A 17,602-nucleotide genomic window follows, 5' to 3' on the forward strand; every position below is an offset into this window, starting at 1 on the left:
CATCGTCTATGGGCCGCCGAGAGGACCAGCGGAAGCAACAGCAGACGACGAAGTGGTACGTTCACGCCTACCTGCACGCTGATGACCCGACGGATCTCCCGCTCGGCGAGGACGTGCTGGAGGGCATCCAGTTCGGCGGAAAGCGCAACTACGGCTACGGTGAGGTCGAACTGAAGGACACGCAGATGGTCGACCTCGACGAACTGGACCACTCGCGGCTCGAAGGTGCGGAGACATACCTCATCGAGTTGGTGATGCCGTTCGTGCTGAAGTCGGAGTACCCGGAGACGAACAACCGTCCTGTCCCGTGGTGATGGGCCGAGAACTGCGACGATCTCCGGTTCCACGAAGAGAAGATACTATAGTAGCAACTGAAACGATTGACACACTGATCGCAACGCCCTCGTGCGATCAGGTGTGCAATGACTTTCAGTTGCTACTATAGAGCAAGGCGAAGTGTTCGATCTCGTGACGGTGGACCACGGGCAGGTCGTGAAGTACCTCAGCGACCGCCCGGTCGAGACCGCAAAGAACGGCCTCACGCGGGTCGGATCGCACTCCCAATACGGCTTCGGCGAACTCCGAGTGAAACCGCTCGAGGAACAGTAGCATTCGCAGTGCAGACTGAATACAGAAATCGTATTACCAACAACTGCTAAGCGAGCGCGGCGCGAAGCAACACGGGACACGAACCGCTCTCGGTCGGGTCCCCTGTGTCGTCCCCCCACGAGGTCGAACATTCGGCAAGGTTATACGCACCCATCCACGACTACCCGAGTCGTATGGAGGAGCGAACGAGGGCCTATCTGCGGGGGCGATTCCGCGACCACTATCGACGGACGGAGATCACGCCGCCGCCCGCTGCCAACGAACGCGAGTGGGGGTACATCCCCTGGACCGACGGACCGGACACGACGATGGTCCGCCACCGTTCGCTGCTCGAGTTGGGCGACCTCTCCGAATTCCTCGTTCGAAAGCGCCCGCGACACGTCTACTTCTCCGCGGGACGCTTTCGCGACCCCGGCGCGAGTTCGATGCACGAGAAAGAGTGGCAGTCCGCCGATCTCGTCTTCGACCTCGACGCCGACCACCTGCCCAGCGTGACGCTGGGCGAGGACAGCTACGGCGAGATGCTCGCGAAGTGCCAGGACGCCCTGCGTCGCCTGCTCGAGTTCCTCGAGAACGACTTCGCCTTCGAGGACCTCGAGATCGTCTTCTCAGGCGGTCGCGGGTATCACGTCCACGTCCGGGACGAGAACGTCCTGCACTTAGAGCGGGAGCACCGCCGCGAGATCGTCGACTACGTCCGCGGCATCGGCCTCGAGTTCGACGACTTGATCGAGACCGAGACGGTGGCCGGGTTAGGACGGAAGACCCCGACGGAACGGCGCACGCTCCGGATCGAGGGCGGCTGGGGCGCTCGGACCCACGATCACTTCATGACGTTCGTCGACGAGTTGCTCGAACTCGAGGAAGACGCCGCTCTCGAGCGACTCCAGTCGTTCGACGGCATCGGCGAGGGGAAGGCCCGGGCCACGCTGAACGCGGCCCGCAACAATCGCGAGCAACTCGAGGCGGGCAACGTCACCGTCCACACCGCCGTCGCGCAGTTGGCCGAGCGGTTCACGAGCCTGGCCGTCGAGCGGGACAACGCGCCGATCGACGAACCGGTCACGACCGACACGAACCGACTCATCCGCCTCCCCGGCAGTCTCCACGGCGGAAGCGGGCTGAAAACGGTGCGACTCGAGCGCGACGAGATCGCCGACTTCGATCCGCTGGTCGACGCCGTCCCGGAGACGTTCGAGGGCCACGAGATCACCGTCGATGTCAGTGACGGCGGCGAGGTCGAACTCGGAGGAGACACCTTTACGGTCTCGGAGGGAGACCAGTCATTACCCGAGTACGTCGCCGTGTTCCTGATGGCACGCGGCCGCGCCGAGAAGGAGAAAGAATGAATTTAGACGAACTGCGTTCGGTCCAGAGCAAGGAGCGCCAGAAGGACAGCCTCCAGAACCTGCGCCCGTCCTTCTATCAGGAGGTCGGCGAGTACATCGCCGATCTCGAGGACGAACGCGACCGCGTCGCCGAGCGGGCTGACGACCCCTTTTCCTCGCCCGAAGTCAGTCGCCTGACCGACGAGATCGAGACCGCCAAGGACGTCGTCGAGGCGATCTACGAGCGTCGGATGGGGAAACTCGTCAAACAGGCCAGTCTCGCGGCGGCCGGAATGCCGGCCGACGACGAGGGCCTAACTGCCGAGGAAGGCGATCTGTTCGACGATCTCGTCGAACGCATCGGCTCGAACAAGAGCCGCGTCCTCGACGTTCTCGAGGGCGTCGAGGAACCGGTCACCGAGACGGACGCCGGCGCTGGCTCGCCGCCCGCGTCCGATGTGCCGCCGACCGCCGACGCCGGCGCTCCCGAGTCGCGGGCCGAGACTCGGCCGACCGGTGACGCGACCGCGGACGACGCACCGCCGGCACCGCCCGACGCACCGTCGCCGGCCGTCGACCCTGCGGCAGACGTGGCCGCGGACGCGGCCGACTCGAGCGGCGTCTCCCCCGCAGACGTCATGGGCGGGGCCGAGCCGTCGGTCGGAGCGACTGACGGAACGGGGGCGGATCGAACCGACGGCACCGGCCCGGCGGACCAGCCACCGGGTGCGGCGTCCGATTCCGGTGCCGACCGTCCCGTCGACTCGCCGGCCGCGGACGCCGATGCCGCGCCGGCGACCGACGAGGGTCGGGACGCGGCCGCCGGGATCGATCGCACGACCGTTCGGATCACCAGCGATATCGGTTCCATTCTCGGCGTCGACGATCGGGAGTATACCCTGACGAGCGACGATGTCGTCACGCTGCCGGAGCAAAACGCGGCCCCCCTCATCGATCGAGAGGCCGCCGAACGGCTCGAGTAACCCGCTTTCGGTACTCTCTCTTTTCGCCGTCGGTCGCCGCCGTGTGAAATCGTAACGTATACACGACGGGTCGCTAACTCGGATGCATGCTCGACGTCGGCGACGAAGCACCGGAGTTCGAACTGCAAAACCAACACGGCGAGACGGTACGCCGCTCCGATTTCGAAGGGCAACGGCTCGTCGTCTACTTCTATCCGCGGGCCAACACGGACGGCTGTACGACCGAAGCCTGCGGATTCAACGATACGCTCCCGCAATTCGAGGCCCACGATGTCGCGGTCGTCGGTATCAGCGACGACCCCGTCGACGACATCGCCGACTTCGCGGCCGACTACGACCTCGAGTTCGACCTGTTGTCGGACGAGTTCGGTGAGGTCGCGACGCTGTACGATTCGTACGGCGAGAAACAGATGTTCGGCAATACGTTCGACGGCGTCTTTCGGAATACCTACGTCGTCGGGCCGGACGGACGCATCGAGGCGGCCTACGAGGGCGTCTCGCCGGACGGGCACGCCGACACGGTGCTCGCCGACCTCGTGCCGGCGGATGTCACCCACTGACGCGGGCAACGGCAGGGACGCGTGACCGCGGCGGGCGACCTTACTGGAAGGTGCGTCCGAGCTGCTCGTCCTGTCCGGGCTCGGCCTGCTGGAACTCGTCCTCGAGTTCCTCGTACTGCTCGCGGGTGTCGGGGGAGACGCTCGGGTTGACCTCCTCGAGCGCGTGCTCGAAGTGTTGCTTGCCGATGCGGACGTTGCCGATGGTGTCGTCCATTTCCTCGGGCTCGACCGAGTTGATGAACTCGCGGCTGGCGGCCATCGAGGCCTCGCGGCAGACCGCTTCGATGTCGGCACCGACGTAGCCCTCCGTCTCGCCCGCGAGCCACTCGAGGTCGACCGATTCGGCCAGCGGCTTGTTGCGGGTGTGGACCTCGAAGATCGCCTTGCGGGCGTCCTCGTCGGGGACCGGCACGTGGACGTGCCGGTCGAGGCGACCCGGACGGAGCAGGGCGCTGTCGATCAGATCCGGCCGGTTGGTGGTGGCGATCACGACGACATCCTCGAGTTCCTCGAGCCCGTCGAGTTCCGTTAGGAGCTGTGAGACGACGCGTTCGCCGACGCCGGAATCACCCTGACGCTGGCCGCGTTCGCCCGCGATCGAGTCGATCTCGTCGAAGAAGATCACGGTCGGAGCGTTCGACCGAGCCTTCTCGAAGACTTCGCGGACGCCCTTCTCGGACTCGCCGACGTACTTGTTCAGCAGTTCGGGACCCTTGATCGAGATGAAGTTCGACTGGGCCTCGTTGGCGACGGCCTTCGCGAGCAGGGTCTTCCCCGTGCCCGGCGGGCCGTACATGAGCACGCCCTTGGCGGCCTGCATGTCCATCTGCTCGAACACCTCGGGGTAGTCAAGCGGCCACTGGATCGTCTCGCGAAGCTGCTCTTTGGTGTCGCCCAGTCCGCCGACATCGTTCCACGTGACGTCGGGAACCTCGACGAAGACCTCGCGCATCGCGGAGGGCTGGATACCCTTGAGCGCCTCCTTGAAGTCCCGCTCGCTCACTTCCAGCGAATCGAGGACGTCGGCGTCGATCTCCTCGGACTCGAGGTCGAGTTCGGGGCGGATACGACGGAGCGCGTTCATCGCGCTCTCGCGGGCCAGCGACTCGAGGTCGGCTCCGACGAAGCCGTGCGTACTCTCGGCGTACTGATCGAGGTCGATCTCCTCGTCCAGGGGCATACCGCGGGTGTGGACCTGCAGGATCTCCTTGCGGCCCTCCTTGTCGGGGACGCCGATCTCGATCTCGCGGTCGAAGCGACCGCCGCGCCGGAGCGCGGGATCGATCGCGTCGACGCGGTTGGTCGCGGCGATGACCGTCACCCGGCCCCGTTCCTCGAGGCCGTCCATCAGCGAGAGGAGCTGGGCGACGACGCGTCGTTCGACGTCACCGCCGGCTTCCTCGCGCTTGGCCGCGATGGAGTCGAGTTCGTCGATGAAGATGATCGAGGGGGCGTTCTCCTCGGCCTCCTCGAAGACCTCGCGGAGCTGTTCCTCGGACTCGCCGTAGTACTTCGACATGATCTCCGGTCCGGAGATCGTCTCGAAGTTGGCGTCGATCTCGTTGGCGACGGCCTTGGCCATCAGGGTCTTCCCCGTGCCCGGCGGACCGTGCAGGAGGACGCCCTTCGGCGGCTCGATCCCCAGCTGCTGGAACAGCTCGGGGTGGCGCATCGGCAACTCGATCATCTCGCGGACCTGGTCGAGTTCGTCGTCCAGACCACCGATGTCCTCGTAGGCGACGTTCGGGACGCCCTCCGCGGACGCGCCGCCGCCGGACTGGACCTGTTCGGCGGGGGTCTCGGAGATCTCGATGCTCGTCGAGTCCGTGATGACGACGGTGCCCGACGGCGAGGTGCTCGCGATCTTCAGCGGCACCGACTGGCCGGAGCTGGCCATCGGGCCGAACGAGAGCGAGAACGGAACCGTCTGGCCCTCGGTGACGGCCTGGCCCGAAAGCTTGTCGCGGACGAGCGGGCCGATGTCACCGCGAATGCGGAGGTTCTGCGGGAGCGCGACGGTGACCGATTTCGCGGGTTTGACGTCCGCGGGTTCGATCGTGACGTTGTCGTCGATCCCGACGTCGGCCTCCTGTCGCAGGCGGCCGTCGATACGGACGATGCCGCGTCCCTCGTCTTCGGGGTAGCCGGGCCAGACGCGCGCGACGGCCTGGCCGTCGCCCGAGCCCGTGATGACGATGTAATCCCCGTTCTCGAGGTCGAGTTCGTTCATCGATACGCGGTCGATCGCGGCCAGTCCGCGACCGGCGTCTTTCTGTTTGAGTGGTTTGACGGTGAGTTTCATAGGTTCTCCTCCAGTTCGACAGTGAGAACGCCGTTTTTCATAAACGTGTGCGGGTTCGTGGCGCCTGCGGGGAGTTCGATCTCGTACTGGTCGTCGGCGAGGACGACGATGACCGTGCCGTCGACGACGTCGACCGATGCGTCGGCCTGTTCGGTACCGAAGTCGACAGCCATCACCGTGCTGTCGTCGTAGTCGTACCGACGGGCTACCTGCCCCTCCTCCGGGGTGAATTGGTCGAGAGTCATGCTGTAACTAACCCAAGGTAAGCACTGCTACTATTTAAACCCTTCGCCGAATAATCGCATGACGGCGAAAGGGGTATCGATGAAGTGCTTGTTCGCAGTTCACGGCGAACCCTCGACGCGTATGCTCGCGTCGACCGGGACGGGTGGCGAGAGGGCGGACGGAACGAAGTCCCGTTGCCGGCGGTCGCCGTCGAATCGAGTCTTTATGCCCGTCCCCGGTGTTGCGTTGCGTATGGAAACAGTAACGCACCACGGTCGAGAGACGGCATACGATGTCGTCGACCGAGGCGGGGATGGACCGCCGATCTGTTTCGTCCACGGGAGCGGCGGATCGAGCGATATCTGGGCGGGCCAGCAGTCGCTGGCGACCTCCCATCCGATCGTCACGATGGATCTCAGCGGCCACGGCGACTCGGACGACATCGACGCGAGCGCCGGCTACTCGGCGCTGTCGGCCTACGCCGACGACGTGCTGGCCGTCGTCGACGCGACGGGTTCGAAACTCCTCGTCGGCAACTCGCTTGGCGGTGCCGTCGTCCTCCAGATCCTGCTCGAGCGTGAGTACGACCCCGAAGCGGCCGTGCTGACGGGAACCGGTGCGCGACTCGGCGTGCTCGAGGACCTGTTGACCTGGCTCGAGTCCGACTTCCAGCGGGCGGTCGAGTTCCTGCACGGTCCGGACCGGCTCTTTCACGACCCCGATCCGGCGCTCCGGGAGCGATCGATGGAACGAATGCACGAGACCGGACGGGCGGTCACGAACCGTGACTTCTTGACCTGCCACGGGTTCGACGTCCGCGACCGCGTCGCCGAGATCGAGACCCCGACGCTCGCGGTGTACGGGGAGTACGACCAGCTGACGCCGCCGTGGTTCCACGAGTATCTCGCGGACGAAATCGACGGGGCCAGCCTCGGCGAGATCGAGGACGCCGCCCATCTGGCGATGGCCGAGCAGCCCGCTGCGTTCAACGGCGTCGTCGAGGACTTTCTGGCGGGGATCGCCGACGATCGAAACGGAGACTGAGACTGCGACGCGGCGAAAACGGTCGCCGCGATGGTCCCCGAGCGGACGGCGCTCTCCCGTCCCCCGTGCCGCCCGGGAGACGAGCGAGTCCGTGGTCGCAATGATCTACGCGCTGATACCGCGCCGCCGATCTCGAGGCGGGTGCTACGCCATCGTCTCGAGGGGATCGGTCGGGGACTCGACCGGCGGCCGCTCAATAGATGTCCTCGAGGTCGCTCTCCTCGTGGCTGTGTTCGTCGGCGGGGAACTCGCCGGACTCGACAGCCGAGACGTACGCTCCGATCGCGGACTCCATCTCCCCGCGGACGTCGCCGAACTGCTTCGAGAACGAGGGGGACCACTCGCTGAGGCCGATCGCGTCGTCGACCACGAGCACCTGCCCGTCGCAGTCCGGCCCGGCACCGATCCCGATCGTCGGGATATCTAGCGCCGCCGTTACGTCCGCCGCGAGGTTCGACGGGACGTGTTCCAGGACCAGCGAGAACGCGCCGGCGTCCTCGTGGGCCGTGGCCAGGTCGAGGATGCGTTCCGCGGCCTCCTGATCCGTCCCCTGACGGGGATAGCCGCCGTACTGGTTGACGTGCTGGGGCGTCAGTCCCAGATGGGCCATCACCGGAATCCCGAGTTGGACCAGTTTCTCCGTGAGATCGACGGTGTGGGGTCCACACTCGAGTTTGACCGCGTGGGCGTCTTCCTCCTTGAGCATCCGGCCCGCGTTCTCGAGGCTCGCCGCCTCGTCGACGCCGACCGAGAGGAACGGCATGTCGGCGACGACGAGGGCGTCGTCGGTCGCGCGAGCGACCGCACCGGTGTGCCGAGCCATGTCGTCGACGGTCACCGGGAGGGTGGTTTCGTAGCCCAAACTGGCGTTTCCGAGGCTGTCACCGACGAGAATCACGTCGACGCCGGCCTCGTCGACGATCGACGCCGTTGGCGCGTCGTAGGCCGTCAGCATCGTGATTGGTTCATCGCCAGCCTTCGCTCGGAGATCCCGTACGCTAGGCATACCCACAGATTGGGTGCCCACGATTAAACGTCGTTGTTCTTCGGCGATGACCCGGCGTCTCGACAGCCCTCGTGCCCGCCGTCGGGCACACCCGGCGCGCTTAAGAGGGACCGGTCGTCATACTCACGCGTGCCTGAACGCGTCGAAACGACCACGCCGGACGGAGTCGATTACGGCTGGGTGATGCAGACGACGTTCGTCGCCACCATCCTCGTCGGAGCGCCGCTGGTCGCCGTCCTGTCGGCGACCACGCCGCTCCCCACGTGGGCCGACCGCGTCGAGTTCGCGATCCGGGTCGGCGCTCCCGTCTGGTTAGTCACGTCGATCGTCGTCTTTGCGTACGCCAGACGAAACCAGACGTAGCCGACTCGAGTACCCGAGCGGGGGTTCGGGGTCAGACACCGGACGGTCCGTCGCCGACGTACTCGAAATCGGTCCCCGCCCGTTCTGCGGTCCGCCGGTCCCGCGCGGAGTCACCGACGAACAGCGCCCGCTCGGGTTCGGCCTCGAGTTCGCGGACCGTCGCGAGCAGCGGTTCCGGGTCCGGCTTCCACGTCGCGACCGTATCGCGGCCGACGACGGCGTCGACCGCCATCGTCAGCGCGTGTTCCTCGAGCGCGATCCGACACGCCCGTTCGCAGTTCAGCGAACAGACGCCGGCCGGCGGCGATCGCTCGAGCAGTTCGTCGGCGCGGACGAGTCGGCGTGACGTTCGCGCCCCGTCGTGTTCGTGGGTCGCGATGGCCGACTCCACTTCGGCGGCCAGTCCGACCTCGTCCGCGGCCTCGAGCATGTCCCAGAGGCCGTCGCTCGGCGGCTCGACGTTCGCGTTGTCGTACACCGCGCGGACGTCGACGGCGACGGCGTTCCAGTCGACATCGAGATCGACGAGCGTGCCGTCCAGATCGTAGACGACGGCGTCGTACTCGGTCACGGCCGCCGATACGAGCGGCAGCAGAATAGGGACTTCGGTCACGGCCCCGCCGGCCGAGGGATGGGAGGTAGATCGCCGGCGCTCGAACGACTTCCATGCGATGATTGCGCGAACGTTTCAGGGGTTCAGAAGGTTAAAGGAGGCAACCACTGAACGGTCGGGCATGCGAAGACGCGAACTGCTCGTCGGAAGCGGAACCGCCGCGGCCGTTGCTCTCTCCGGGTACGCGGGCGCGGTCGCAGACGACGCCGCCGACGCCAGCCAGTCGGGGCTGTCGTCCGATCTCGAGACCCTCCTCGAACTGTTCCCCGCAGAATCGGCCCTCGACACGACCTATCGCCGACTTCAGTACGTCCGCCTCGGTGAGACTGATGGGTCCGAATTCGAATATCTGACTCGACAGATCTCGGAACACGCCGCCGAGATCGATGGCGAGTTCGATCTCGACGCGGTCTCCGCGGCGGCTTCAGTGATTGCGGGTGACGGTGACTTCGGACTGAGCGCCGCGTCCGGCTCGTTCGACCGGCTGACGTCGGACGACGCTGTCGAACGCGGTGACTGGCGGATTGGACCCCTCGACAGCGATGCCGCGTTCGCGTCCGCCGACGGGCGTCTCGTCGTCGTCTCGGTCTCCGAGCGGGATCCGACCGACGTCGCCGAGACGGTTGTCGACGCCGCCACCGGCGAGACGGACTCCGTGTTGGTCGATCCCGAGGCGACTGCGCCGGTCTTCGAACGGCTCGAGGATTCGAACTACGTCGTCTTTCTCCCCAACCTCGATGAGGCACGCCACCTCGAGTTCACCGACGAGGTCGCGTCACTCGCCGTCGGATTCGATCAGCCCCGGGAAACGGATTCGGAAACCGTCGAGTCGGAGTACGTCTTCGAACCCGCATCGGACGCCGCCGTCGACGACGACTGGATCACCGAGCGCCTCGAGGGCTTCGAACAGGGCGAGGTCGTCGAGACGACGGTCATTCAGGAAGGCGCGTTCGTCCACGTCGACGCGGTTATCGACCAGCCGCCCGAACGCGATCGTGATGCGGCCCCCGACGCGCGCATTCGCGTTCGGTCGCATGCAGACGACGGGCTCGCGACCATCGAACACGTCGACGGCGAGTCGGTCGAGACCGCCGATCTCGAGGTCTGGGTCGACGGCGAACTCGCGGACGTGCAACTCGCCGACGATCGGGACTCGTTTTCCGAGGGCGATGTCGTCGAACTCGAAACCGGGCCGATCGCCGACGTCGGACTGCGATGGATCGACGAGAGCGAGGACGTCTACTACTATTACGATCGGACGCTCGTCGGGTCGGAGTCGTTCGAGTCGACCTACGACGCCGAGACGGAGACCGCGGAGATCACGTACGTCGGGGAACTCGCGGCCGATCCGGACCGTCTCGAGGTGGTCCACCGGAAAAGTGACGAATACCGGAGCGATCGACGGCCCGACACCGACCGGTCGGCCGTGACGGACGTGTCGGGATCGCTCACTCGGGGCGATACGATCACGGTCGACGACGTTACCCACGGCGATCGAGTCTCCCTCGAGTTGACGGCACCACCCAACCCGAACCACGGACAGCAGCCGCTGGCTCATGTCGCCGTTCGGCCGCCGCGGCTGTCCCTGCGTCGCCACGAGGGAACTCTGATCGTGCGGTATCACGATGAGCGGGAACACGACGCCGATGACTTTCGGCTGCTGTTCGACGACGAACCCGCCGACGTACAGTTCGCCGATCGAACCGATACCCTCTCGTCGGGTACCGAACTCGAGTTCGGCGAAGTCCCGCACGGTACCACCGTCGCCGTCGAGTGGCTCGAGCCCGACGACCCGGCCGTCATCGAAGAGCGGGTTCTCCGCCCCGACGCACACGTCGATATCACGTACGACGACGAGGATGGGACGGCCGTTGTCGACTACAAGCAAGGGGAGGAAATTCCAGCCGACGACCTCGAGCTACGGATCAACACCGAGCCGGCGGCCCGGCAGCCGGCCGACGAATACGAGACGTTCGCACCCGGTGACGACATCAGCACGGCTGTCGCTCCGTTTGCGGCGGTCAAACTCGTCTGGACGGGTCCCGAAGACACCGAAGACGTTCTGGATCGGACGTTCGTCGGTCGGGGGTCGTTCGATGCGACCTACGATCCCGACGCCCAGACGGTCGAACTCGTCTACACGGGCGAGCAACCGGCCGACCCGTCGGCGCTGTCGATCGACTACACCAGCGGCGATCGATCTCGGTCCGATGACCGGAAGGACCTCGAGCACTTCTCCCGGGAGTACGACACGCTGACTGCGGGCGACAGCGTGGTGATCGACGACGTGGCGGCCGACGACCGAATCACCGTCATGCTGGTGCAGAAGGGGGACAACTTCACTTCCAGTCGCTCGATTTACCATTTCACGCCGGTTCCGCGACGGGTGTTTACGTTCGAGGATCGGGCGGACGGACTCGTCGCCGTCTACCGCGGGGAAGACGACCGCGACGCCGAGACCTTCGAGTTCCAGGTCGACGGGGCGCCGAGCGACGTCCAGCCGGCCGATCGGTACGATACGCTGACGGCCGACGACGAGATCGAACTGGGGCGCTTCGATGCCGGAACCGAGGTCACCGTCGAATGGGTCGCTCCTGATGACCCATACGAGATCAGCGATCACGTCGTCCTCCCCGACGCCGATTTCGACATCGAATACGATGCCGAGGAGGAGACGGTCACCGTCGAACACGCGGGCGGCGACGAGATCGATGCCGCCGACCTCGGTGTCGTCGTCGAGCCGTCCAGCCTCGAGCCGCGCGGCTGGGAGGATCAGGAGACGGTTTCGAACGGAGATACCACGACGATCGATGTCGACAGTGATCGGGAGCCGAACATGGTCTCGATCGTGTTCGGAGAACGAGCCACGATCGGTTACAAACGGATCGACGAGTAGCGTCCGTCCGGATCGAACCGGTCCCCCGTTCCAGCCCGCTTCCGTGTCGGCCCCGCTCGTCGCCCGGCCGACGATTGCCGGCACACTCGTCGTCAGTCCAGAGTCGCCATTTCGCCCGTCGGGTCGTCCAACTGCTCGCCCGCGAGCACGCGGTTTGCCCGGCGGAGCCGCTCGGAAAGCGCCTGGTGGGAGATGTCGAGTTCGTTCGCGAGCTCCTCGAGCGAGATCTCTCGGGGAACGTCGTAGTAGCCCTGCCGGTAGGCCTCGGCGATGGCCTCCCGCTGGGGCTCGGTCAGCGCGGCCGTCGTCTCGAGGGCCTCGTCCTGGCCGGCCTCGACCATGCGCCTGACGTCGATGCGGACGCCCCGTTCCTCGATGTCCGAGACGGCGGTCGAGAGTTCCTCGCGATGGGGAAAGAGCAGTCGAAGCGTCCACCGGCCGTCCGATACCTGCGCGTCGAGTACTGTGCCGCCGTGTGTGTAGACGCACCGACAGACCGACGCGACCGCCTCGGTGTACGTGAGCCGGTAGAACAGGTCGCCGGCCTCGGTATCGGCGAGTAGCCGGCGATACTCGTCGACGGTCGGGTCCGTTTCGAGGGTCGCCTCGAGTTCGGTTCGGTCGACGTTCGAGAACCAGACGAGCGGCACCGTTCGGACCGGCCCCTCCGCGACGACGCTCTCGACGCGGACCTCGAGGGCCGGGAGTTGCTGGACGGTCTCCGCGAGTGCGAACTCGTCCGTCGAAAGCGAGAGTTCTGCGATCGTCGTCATTGGAAACTCACCTCGGGACGCTGACTCGAGTCCGGTCGGCTGCCGATACTGCTGTCGTAGCGGGTTGTGGACTCGACTCGTCTCATAAGTATCCAGCCGATCCGCTCGCGTCGGCGATCGTGGTCGTCCGGATCGTGCTGCTAGAAGGGAGGACTCGAATACGGTTGATGAGCCGGCCTTTGTATTCTGGCAGTTTAAGTTCGCACGTCACCCGAGACGAGCCAGTCGGTTGAGCGCGTACGCCGTCTGGAGCACGTCGACGCTCTTGCCGCGATCGAAGACGAGTTCGTCCGTCTCGAGGACGTGTTCCAAGGTGTCCTGCGAGGCGTGTTCCGGGGCGGCGGCGATGCCGGCGTCGTTGTCGGCGGCCCACTCCATGACCCGGAGATCGCTCTTGGAGTCACCCATCACGAGCGCGAACGGGTCGTCGACGCCGAGAACGTCGAGCGCGCGTTCGACGCCGACGACCTTGTTGAGTTCGAGGCTGCCGATCTCGGCCGCGTCGGCCTCGTAGTAGGCGACGTCGATGCGATCGAGGACGGCCGCGAGCGAGTCGGGCACATCCGCGGCGTCGAGGGCCGGATACGCGCCTTCGCCCTCGAGCACGGCCCTGATTTCGGGGTCTTGCGCGGCGTAGAAGGCGCGGGTCCAGTCCGCGACCGTCTCGCCAGCCAGTTCCGTCCCGCCGTTCGCATCGTCACCCGCCGTCCCGCTGCCCGCATCGCCCGCGTCGCCTCCGTCAGCCTCGAGCGTCGTCCCGACGGCGTCGGCGAGCAGGTCCATGAGATAGACCAGCGCCTCGTCGATGATCTCGCGGGCGTCGGCCGAGCCGGTTTCGTAGTTGGGTTTCATCGTGACGTTGAACTCGTTGCCCTGGAGGTGACAGCCGCGGCGGAGGTCCTCCGGCGCTTCGGGCAGGACCCGCGAGCGAACGTCGTCGAAGACCGTCCGGATCGACTCCTCGAGGTCCTCGTAGAGCAACTGCTTCGTCTGTGCACCGTGTCCAGGGGTGAACACGCCCGTCCCCGCTTCGTAGACGATCGAGAGGGACCCCGAGTGGACGATTTCGCTGCCGAGCCCTTGAATCGCAAAGCCCTTGACGTTTTCCAGGGTCTGGCCCGTACAGATGACGATCGGGACGCCGGCGTCGTAGAACTCCGTCAGCATGTGCAGCGTGTCCCGCGGGATCTCGTTGTCCGTCCCGCCTGCGGACCGCAGCGTTTCGTCGACGTCTAACACGAGGACGTTGACCGCCCGGCCGTACTTCGCCTCGAGATCGAGCGCCGTGAAGGCCTGATCGCGGGTCGCCCGCGCGGCGATCTCAGCGAACGTCTCCCCGGCCGCGAACGACGAGCGGATCTCGTCCTTGCGCTCCTCGAGTTGCTCGGTCGCCTCCTGCCAGTGCTCGAGGGCGACCCGCGAGTCGACGGCGGGAAAGACGTCGACGAACTCCTGGAACTCCCGTAACGTCTTCGTGTCGTACTCGTCGTAGAGTTGATAGACGAGGTCGTATCGTTCCATGTGGCCTACAGGCATGGGCAGGCGGATAACCGTTTCCAGTGGCGGTCGCGTCCGGAGGGGCGTCCGGTCCGTTCGTGCATTGGTGACAGTCCTGTCATCGTCTGTGAGGTATTTACTCGAGTAGGAATAAATATTTATCATCATGGTTCCTACTGGGTCCCATATGAAAGCCATCGCAGTTACGCCCGGGGCGGGCGTCCCGGAAGTCGTCGAGCGGCCCGTTCCCGACCCGTCTCCCGGCGAGGCGCTCGTTCGGATCTGCCGCGTGGGAGTCGACGGGACCGACTACGAAGTCATCGACGGCACCCACGGCGGCGTCCCCGACGGCGACGACCGCCTGATTCTCGGCCACGAGGCCGTCGGCATCGTCGCGGACGCGAACGGAACGGCGCTCGAGGAGGGCCAGTACGTCGTGCCGACGGTTCGACGACCGCCGCCGGGTGTCGAGACGAACGCGTACTTCGAGCGCGGTGAGCCCGATATGGCACCGGACGGCGAGTACGTCGAACGCGGGATCGTCGGGGCCCACGGGTTCATGGCCGAGTTCGTGACGAGTCCGGCCGACTGCCTCGTTCCGATCCCGGCCGACCTGGCTCCGATGGGCTTTCTCGTCGAACCGATCAGCATCACCGAAAAGGCGATCGAACACGCCCGCGCGACCCGCTCGGCGTTCGACTGGCAGCCCGCATCCGCGCTCGTTCTCGGGACCGGTTCGCTGGGACTGTTGACTACCGCGATGCTCACGGAGACACTCGAGTACGACCGCGTGTACTGTCTCGGCCGGAAGGATCGGCCGCACCCGACGATCGATATCGTCGACCGACTTGGCGCGACGTACATCGACTCCCGGGAGACACCGGTCTCCGAGATCCCCGCCGCCTACGAACCGATGGATCTCGTCTACGAGGCGACCGGCCACGCGAAACACGCGTTCGAAGCGATCGAGGCGCTGGCTCCCAACGGCGTCGCCGCCCTGCTGGGCGTCCCCGGTGACCGGACGTTCGAGGTCGACGGCGGGCACCTCCATCGCGAACTCGTGCTCTCGAACAAGGCGCTCGTCGGCAGCGTCAACTCGAATCGGGGACACTTCGAGGCGGCCGTCGATACCCTCTCCGCGCTTCCCGACTGGGTGCTCGCGGAGATCGTCTCCGGCGTCTACGACCTCACGGACCTCGAGCGAGCGTTTCCGGAGGCGATCGCCCCCGTCGCGGCGGCCGGCGGCGGCTCGACGGTGAGACCGGATGACGATACGACTATAAAAACGGCGGTCGAATTCGAAGACATATGAAAAACGTTGACGACCTCATCGAGAGTGCGGCCGAGCTGGCGGCCCGCGGCCTCTCGAAGGGTGAAATCGCGGACGAGCTGAACGTCTCCCGGGAGACCGCGAGCTGGCTCGTCGAGCGCAGCAGCACGCCCGCCCAGTCGACCGAGCAGCCGTCCGGCCCGCCGGCAAGCGGTGGCACCGGGCCACAGGACATCCACGTCGACTGGTCCGCGATCGGCCGGGACAGCAAGCGAATGAACGCCATCGCCTCGGCGATGGCCGACATGCTCGCCAAACACGGCGAGGACATCGACCTGACGATCGGCATCGAGAAAGCCGGCGGCCCCATCGCCACCCTCGTCGCCCGTGAACTCGAGACCGACCTCGGGACCTACACCCCCGCCAAACACCAGTGGGAGGAAGGCGACATCGACGAACTCGGCGGGACGTTCAGCCGGAACTTCGCCGGCATCCGCGACCGCGAGTGTTACATCGTCGACGACACCATCACCAGCGGCACCACCATGCGCGAGACCATCGAGGCGATCCGCGCCGAAGGCGGCAAACCGCTGGCTTGTGTCGTCCTCGCCGATAAACAGGGACTCGAGGAACTCGACGGCGTCCCGGTCTACTCGCTGTTGCAGGTCATCAGCGTCGGGAAAGACGAGTAGTCGACCCGTATACCGTTGAAACGGATCACACACTGAGTCCCGCGATGGCCGTGCGATCAGGTGTACAGTCCCGTTCGGTGACTCCTATCGACGCCGACCGGATCGACCGAACGCTCCTCTCACAGCTGTATTCCCGGCCAGCAGCGGGCCGACTCGAGTGAGACGCCGGTCTCGTCACTCGAGCGAGAACGCCTCGCGTGGCGGCTGGACGGCCGACACTCGCAGGAAAAATGACCGCTCCGAAGCGGCGAGGCCCTAACCGTGAATGCCCATCGCTTCGATCTGCTCTTGATACCGGTTCCGGATCGTCACCTCGGTCACCTGTGCGACGTCGGCGACCTCGCGTTGGGTCTTCTTCTCGTTGCAAAGCAGTGACGCGGCGTAGATCGCGGCGGCGGCGTATCCGGTCGGCGACTTGCCCGACAGCAACCCTTCCTCGGCCGTCTTCTCGATGATCTCGTTGGCCTTGGTCTGGACTTCCTCGGACAGTTCGAGTTCAGAACAGAAGCGCGGGACGTACTTCTTCGGGTCGACGGGTCGCATCTCGAGGCCGAGTTCCTGCGAGATGTATCGATACGTGCGACCGATCTCTTTGCGTTCGACGCGGGAGACTTCCGAGATTTCCTCGAGACTTCGCGGGATCCCTTCCTTGCGACAGGCGGCGTACAGCGCGGAGGTCGCGACGCCCTCGATCGAGCGCCCGCGGATGAGGTCTTCCTTGAGCGCGCGCCGGTAGATGACCGACGCGACCTCGCGGACGGATCGCGGCACACCGAGCGCGGAGGCCATCCGATCGATTTCGCTGAGTGCGAACTGGAGATTGCGCTCGCCGGCGTCTTTCGTTCGAATGCGTTCCTGCCACTTGCGGAGCCGGTGCATCTGACTGCGCTTCTTCGACGAAATCGAGCGGCCGTAGGCGTCCTTGTCCTTCCAGTCGATGGTCGTCGTCAGTCCCTTGTCGTGCATCGTCTGGGTCGTCGGCGCGCCGACGCGGGACTTCTCCTGTCGTTCCTGGTGGTTGAACGCCCGCCACTCCGGGCCAGGATCGATCTGTTCTTCCTCCACGACGAGCCCACAATCTTCACAGATGAGCTCACCCCGGTCGGAGTCCTTAACGAGATTATCCGATTCACACTCGGGGCAGGCACGTACCCCCTCCTGATCCTCGGTCTCGTCCGTCTCGCGCGTTCGCTCCCGCTGGCGGGTGGACCGTGTCATCGCACTTTTATAGTAGTATCACCACGATATATAAATGTTGGGTAAGGTATTTCGGACACTACAGCTCATCCGTCGAAAACGACCAGTAGACGGGTTGAAAGCCGAAGTTTACGATCCGAAACCGGAACGACTTTATCCGGGACTGGCCGATCACGGAGACGAATGCCGGTCATCGAGTGCGACGTCGAGGCGGCTCGCGACCGACTCGAGGCGGCGGGCGTGA

Annotated in this window: 15 protein-coding genes and 1 pseudogene; 9 read left to right on the forward strand and 7 right to left on the reverse strand. The window is 65.6% G+C overall.

Annotation, left to right across the window (positions count from 1 at the left end; translation table 11 throughout):
* Positions 1-8 precede the first annotated feature (8 nt).
* The 4 genes and pseudogenes from ALTAJ2_RS20385 to bcp all read left to right on the forward strand — a co-directional run.
* A pseudogene (locus ALTAJ2_RS20385) lies at positions 9-609 on the forward strand (hypothetical protein); the annotation flags it as partial.
* 173 nt (positions 610-782) lie between these two features.
* On the forward strand, positions 783-1,958 hold the full coding sequence (gene priS / locus ALTAJ2_RS14240) for a DNA primase small subunit PriS (RefSeq protein WP_007109467.1): 1,176 nt from the start codon (positions 783-785) through the stop codon (positions 1,956-1,958).
* Positions 1,955-2,920, forward strand: a complete 966-nt coding sequence (locus ALTAJ2_RS14245; protein WP_007109468.1) for a DNA replication complex subunit Gins51 — start codon at positions 1,955-1,957, stop codon at positions 2,918-2,920. The genes priS and ALTAJ2_RS14245 overlap by 4 nt, the downstream gene beginning before the upstream one ends.
* An 86-nt stretch (positions 2,921-3,006) precedes the next feature.
* Positions 3,007-3,480 (forward strand): thioredoxin-dependent thiol peroxidase, encoded by a 474-nt coding sequence (bcp, locus tag ALTAJ2_RS14250; RefSeq protein ID WP_007109469.1) that lies wholly within the window; start codon positions 3,007-3,009, stop codon positions 3,478-3,480.
* Between the two features lie 40 nt (positions 3,481-3,520).
* Here bcp and ALTAJ2_RS14255 read toward each other — a convergent pair whose 3' ends face one another.
* Both ALTAJ2_RS14255 and ALTAJ2_RS14260 read right to left on the reverse strand, forming a co-directional pair.
* Positions 3,521-5,782 (reverse strand): CDC48 family AAA ATPase, encoded by a 2,262-nt coding sequence (locus ALTAJ2_RS14255; RefSeq protein ID WP_007109470.1) that lies wholly within the window; start codon positions 5,780-5,782, stop codon positions 3,521-3,523.
* A complete protein-coding gene (locus ALTAJ2_RS14260) occupies positions 5,779-6,027 on the reverse strand; it encodes a DUF7127 family protein (RefSeq protein WP_007109471.1) in 249 nt (82 codons plus the stop codon). Before ALTAJ2_RS14260 ends, ALTAJ2_RS14255 begins: the two co-directional genes overlap by 4 nt.
* Positions 6,028-6,259: 232 nt before the next feature.
* On the opposite strand from ALTAJ2_RS14260, the gene ALTAJ2_RS14265 reads away from it, so the two are divergent.
* A complete protein-coding gene (locus ALTAJ2_RS14265; RefSeq protein ID WP_007109472.1) occupies positions 6,260-7,051 on the forward strand; it encodes an alpha/beta fold hydrolase in 792 nt (263 codons plus the stop codon).
* Between the two features lie 193 nt (positions 7,052-7,244).
* On the opposite strand, the gene panB is transcribed toward ALTAJ2_RS14265, so the two are convergent.
* Positions 7,245-8,057 carry a 3-methyl-2-oxobutanoate hydroxymethyltransferase gene (gene panB, locus ALTAJ2_RS14270; RefSeq protein WP_007109473.1) on the reverse strand — a complete coding sequence of 271 codons (813 nt, stop codon included), beginning with the start codon at positions 8,055-8,057 and terminating at the stop codon, positions 7,245-7,247.
* Between the two features lie 129 nt (positions 8,058-8,186).
* Between panB and ALTAJ2_RS14275 the strand changes: the two genes are divergently transcribed.
* Positions 8,187-8,420 (forward strand): DUF5822 domain-containing protein, encoded by a 234-nt coding sequence (locus ALTAJ2_RS14275; protein ID WP_007109474.1) that lies wholly within the window; start codon positions 8,187-8,189, stop codon positions 8,418-8,420.
* 31 nt (positions 8,421-8,451) lie between these two features.
* Here the strand turns inward: ALTAJ2_RS14275 and ALTAJ2_RS14280 are convergent, their stop codons facing one another.
* Complete coding sequence (locus ALTAJ2_RS14280) at positions 8,452-8,991, reverse strand: HAD family hydrolase (protein ID WP_049900391.1); 540 nt, start codon at positions 8,989-8,991, stop codon at positions 8,452-8,454.
* 163 nt (positions 8,992-9,154) lie between these two features.
* On the opposite strand from ALTAJ2_RS14280, the gene ALTAJ2_RS14285 reads away from it, so the two are divergent.
* On the forward strand, positions 9,155-11,929 hold the full coding sequence (locus ALTAJ2_RS14285) for a hypothetical protein (RefSeq protein WP_007109476.1): 2,775 nt from the start codon (positions 9,155-9,157) through the stop codon (positions 11,927-11,929).
* Positions 11,930-12,021: 92 nt separating this feature from the next.
* Here ALTAJ2_RS14285 and ALTAJ2_RS14290 read toward each other — a convergent pair whose 3' ends face one another.
* Together ALTAJ2_RS14290 and ALTAJ2_RS14295 are read right to left on the reverse strand one after the other, a co-directional pair.
* Entirely contained in the window at positions 12,022-12,702 is a 681-nt protein-coding gene (locus ALTAJ2_RS14290; protein WP_007109477.1) for a helix-turn-helix domain-containing protein, read from the reverse strand.
* Positions 12,703-12,909: 207 nt separating this feature from the next.
* The gene (locus tag ALTAJ2_RS14295) at positions 12,910-14,223 is read right to left on the reverse strand and encodes an HAD family hydrolase (RefSeq protein WP_007109478.1); all 1,314 of its coding nucleotides are present in this window, start codon (positions 14,221-14,223) and stop codon (positions 12,910-12,912) included.
* A gap of 163 nt (positions 14,224-14,386) precedes the next feature.
* Here ALTAJ2_RS14295 and ALTAJ2_RS14300 point away from each other — a divergent pair, with 163 nt between their 5' ends.
* Positions 14,387-15,511 (forward strand): glucose 1-dehydrogenase, encoded by a 1,125-nt coding sequence (locus ALTAJ2_RS14300; protein ID WP_007109479.1) that lies wholly within the window; start codon positions 14,387-14,389, stop codon positions 15,509-15,511.
* Positions 15,508-16,161, forward strand: a complete 654-nt coding sequence (gene gfcR, locus ALTAJ2_RS14305) for a transcriptional regulator GfcR (RefSeq protein ID WP_007109480.1) — start codon at positions 15,508-15,510, stop codon at positions 16,159-16,161. Before ALTAJ2_RS14300 ends, gfcR begins: the two co-directional genes overlap by 4 nt.
* A 255-nt stretch (positions 16,162-16,416) precedes the next feature.
* Here the strand turns inward: gfcR and ALTAJ2_RS14310 are convergent, their stop codons facing one another.
* Positions 16,417-17,379 (reverse strand): transcription initiation factor IIB, encoded by a 963-nt coding sequence (locus ALTAJ2_RS14310; RefSeq protein ID WP_006184711.1) that lies wholly within the window; start codon positions 17,377-17,379, stop codon positions 16,417-16,419.
* Between the last annotated feature and the right edge of the window lie 223 nt (positions 17,380-17,602).

It is taken from the genome of Natrinema altunense (assembly GCF_000731985.1).
GTDB classification, from domain to species: Archaea; Halobacteriota; Halobacteria; order Halobacteriales; family Natrialbaceae; genus Natrinema; species Natrinema altunense.

What these genes read in the sequence shown, in the direction of transcription:
- priS (WP_007109467.1), top strand. Translation starts at nt 783, where the DNA reads ATGGAGGAGCGAACGAGGGCCTATCTGCGGGGGCGATTCCGCGACCAC.
- ALTAJ2_RS14245 (WP_007109468.1), top strand. Translation starts at nt 1,955, where the DNA reads ATGAATTTAGACGAACTGCGTTCGGTCCAGAGCAAGGAGCGCCAGAAG.
- bcp (WP_007109469.1), top strand. Translation starts at nt 3,007, where the DNA reads ATGCTCGACGTCGGCGACGAAGCACCGGAGTTCGAACTGCAAAACCAA.
- ALTAJ2_RS14255 (WP_007109470.1), bottom strand. Translation starts at nt 5,782, where the DNA reads ATGAAACTCACCGTCAAACCACTCAAACAGAAAGACGCCGGTCGCGGA.
- ALTAJ2_RS14260 (WP_007109471.1), bottom strand. Translation starts at nt 6,027, where the DNA reads ATGACTCTCGACCAATTCACCCCGGAGGAGGGGCAGGTAGCCCGTCGG.
- ALTAJ2_RS14265 (WP_007109472.1), top strand. Translation starts at nt 6,260, where the DNA reads ATGGAAACAGTAACGCACCACGGTCGAGAGACGGCATACGATGTCGTC.
- panB (WP_007109473.1), bottom strand. Translation starts at nt 8,057, where the DNA reads ATGCCTAGCGTACGGGATCTCCGAGCGAAGGCTGGCGATGAACCAATC.
- ALTAJ2_RS14285 (WP_007109476.1), top strand. Translation starts at nt 9,155, where the DNA reads ATGCGAAGACGCGAACTGCTCGTCGGAAGCGGAACCGCCGCGGCCGTT.
- ALTAJ2_RS14290 (WP_007109477.1), bottom strand. Translation starts at nt 12,702, where the DNA reads ATGACGACGATCGCAGAACTCTCGCTTTCGACGGACGAGTTCGCACTC.
- ALTAJ2_RS14295 (WP_007109478.1), bottom strand. Translation starts at nt 14,223, where the DNA reads ATGGAACGATACGACCTCGTCTATCAACTCTACGACGAGTACGACACG.
- ALTAJ2_RS14300 (WP_007109479.1), top strand. Translation starts at nt 14,387, where the DNA reads ATGAAAGCCATCGCAGTTACGCCCGGGGCGGGCGTCCCGGAAGTCGTC.
- gfcR (WP_007109480.1), top strand. Translation starts at nt 15,508, where the DNA reads ATGAAAAACGTTGACGACCTCATCGAGAGTGCGGCCGAGCTGGCGGCC.
- ALTAJ2_RS14310 (WP_006184711.1), bottom strand. Translation starts at nt 17,379, where the DNA reads ATGACACGGTCCACCCGCCAGCGGGAGCGAACGCGCGAGACGGACGAG.